Genomic DNA, 2,029 nt, shown 5'->3' on the forward strand with positions numbered 1-2,029 from the left:
GGCTCGATCACCGCCCACTGCTCGTCACTGGTGTCCGAGGGGTACCGCGCTTGCCGACTCACCCGCCACCGTTGATCACTACACCGGCACAGTCACGTCAACACGCCGACCTTCTCAAACACGCTCTGAGCACCACGCCGGCGGCCCCCTGGTGGACCACGTCAAGCGCACGATCCGATATAGGGCTCGTCGCGTGGAGCTTGAAGACGGTGTCTCTCTGGACCTTCGCGCCGGATTAAGCACGTCAGACACGTGCGTCCGTCAGCAGGCCGAACACGCTCATGCCCTACCGACCTGCGGGGCGAGCCTAGCTGGCCTCAGTGCGCGGTTTGAACGCGAGCGGTACGACTCTGGCGAGCCGCCGGTCGAGTTCCACCTCATCCAGCTGAGGCCGGCGCCGACACCCCGACCCCGACTCGTTGCCACGCATTGGCCTTAGCGCCAGGCTGAGAACTGTGCCGAGCAAGCAGGACAAGCGTGCACCAGAGGTCGGCGAGCGATGGGCCTACCGCGCGCGGGCGGTCGATCGCCTCGACGAGGTGGAGGTCGTGCGGTTCGGCAGCAAGTCACCACCGCGGGTGCTCATCCGCTTCGTCGCACGGGAGCACGAAGGTCGCACTCGCCGGTTTGGCGCGGCCGCCCGGAAGGTGCGTACTCTCCGGCCGGCGACTCGTTCCGTCGAGCTGGCGTAGGCGTTTGCGTCACGCAAATTCGCCCACCGCTGCTGCCACGCTCCATACGCCTCGTAGGGCAGAGGCCGCTCGCGTCCGTAGCTAATTCACATGAGCTGTTGAGCTGCACGAACAGCTCGAACTCAACCCCGGACAGCCCGGATATCCCAGGCTCGGGGCGGGAGATCGGCTACCGTCCCCGGGCGTGGTGAGCGCGAACATGGACCCCGGCGCGCGGGCGGGCGACAGCGAAGTGGACGCCGCCACGGCCCGGCTGCCGGCCGCCGTCGCGACCCTGCGGCACCGGCAGGGACCGACGGCGTCGCGGCGCGCGCGCTCGCGCTGGACGCGTCGGCCGACCGCTACCTGGACGGGCAGCGCCCCGTGAACACCCGGGACGCGTACGCGCAGCCGGCCTTCCAATCCGGACCGGGGGCGAATCCCCGGAGGGGTCGTCCGACGGCCTCGTCGACGTCCGACGCCAGCTCGCGCGCGTAGCGGGAGAAGGCAGTCAGTGCCGCGGCGTTGCGAACGAGATCGTCGTGTTCAAGAGTCTCGGTATCGAGGCCGAAGGCGCAGCGGTCGACGAGGACGGGATCGATGACGATCGGGTGCTCGCGCTCCCACCAGGTGGCGATCCGCTCGGTCCGATCGCAGTCGGGATCGAGGTCCCGGATGTGAGCGCAGAACTCGAGGTACCGATCCGAGGGCTCGCTCGGCAACGAGAGTCCAGAGATGTACTCGGTGAAAGATGCTGCACTAGATCGGGGGCCGCCGACGGCCGGTATACCTACCTCATCGACGACAGTGGCTTCCACACCGAGCCGGGCACTGCACGCGGTCGACTGACCGACGAACAACTGCAAGGCGACCGCCGGCCGAGCCGGCGGATGCTGCCGCACGAGGCCGCGCACTGCGGGTACGCCCAGTCGCGGCGCCAGCTGGCCAACAGCTCCACCCTGACGCTCGATGAGCCCGACCTCGACACCGTCGAGCGGCTGCTCTCCGCCTACTGACGAGCAGAAGCCGACCCACGGGTAGCGGGGCCGGCTCCTGCTCTCACCGTCGCTCGTCGCGCCGGCAGGAAGGCCATCAGACCTTGTGGAGTTCCTGATCGTGGACGATCTCGGTAGTCGGCAGATGAATCCGAGTCGTCTCCGAGGCCGCCTTGGGTGCCCCTAGCAGGTTTCGGCGCAGAAGATGACGGTGGAGGAAGTCAACCTCGTCCGCGACGACGGCCTCGTACGGCGGTCCGTCATAGATGTCGAAGTGATCGATATCCGGATAGATCCGAAGCTCGCCCTCGGGTGCTCGCAGTGCGGCGTCGATCGCCGGCCCGGGCAGGGCAACCCTGTCGT

General features: G+C 68.1%; 3 protein-coding genes and 1 pseudogene. 3 read left to right on the forward strand and 1 reads right to left on the reverse strand.

Annotated elements, in window-relative coordinates; all coding sequences use genetic code 11:
* Positions 1-455: 455 nt before the first annotated feature.
* The 3 genes from ABEA81_RS42225 (at position 456) to ABEA81_RS42235 (ending at position 1,687) form a co-directional block, all read left to right on the forward strand.
* Positions 456-692, forward strand: a complete 237-nt coding sequence (locus tag ABEA81_RS42225) for a hypothetical protein (RefSeq protein WP_345613678.1) — start codon at positions 456-458, stop codon at positions 690-692.
* 184 nt (positions 693-876) lie between these two features.
* The gene (locus ABEA81_RS42230) at positions 877-1,059 is read left to right on the forward strand and encodes a hypothetical protein (RefSeq protein ID WP_345613680.1); all 183 of its coding nucleotides are present in this window, start codon (positions 877-879) and stop codon (positions 1,057-1,059) included.
* A gap of 154 nt (positions 1,060-1,213) precedes the next feature.
* Positions 1,214-1,687: a hypothetical protein gene (locus ABEA81_RS42235; RefSeq protein WP_345613682.1), complete on the forward strand. Its 474-nt coding sequence runs from the start codon at positions 1,214-1,216 to the stop codon at positions 1,685-1,687.
* 76 nt (positions 1,688-1,763) lie between these two features.
* Here the strand turns inward: ABEA81_RS42235 and ABEA81_RS42240 are convergent.
* A pseudogene (locus tag ABEA81_RS42240) lies at positions 1,764-2,029 on the reverse strand (hypothetical protein); the annotation flags it as partial.

Source organism: Pseudonocardia adelaidensis (assembly GCF_039543345.1).
Lineage (GTDB): Bacteria > Actinomycetota > Actinomycetes > Mycobacteriales > Pseudonocardiaceae > Pseudonocardia > Pseudonocardia adelaidensis.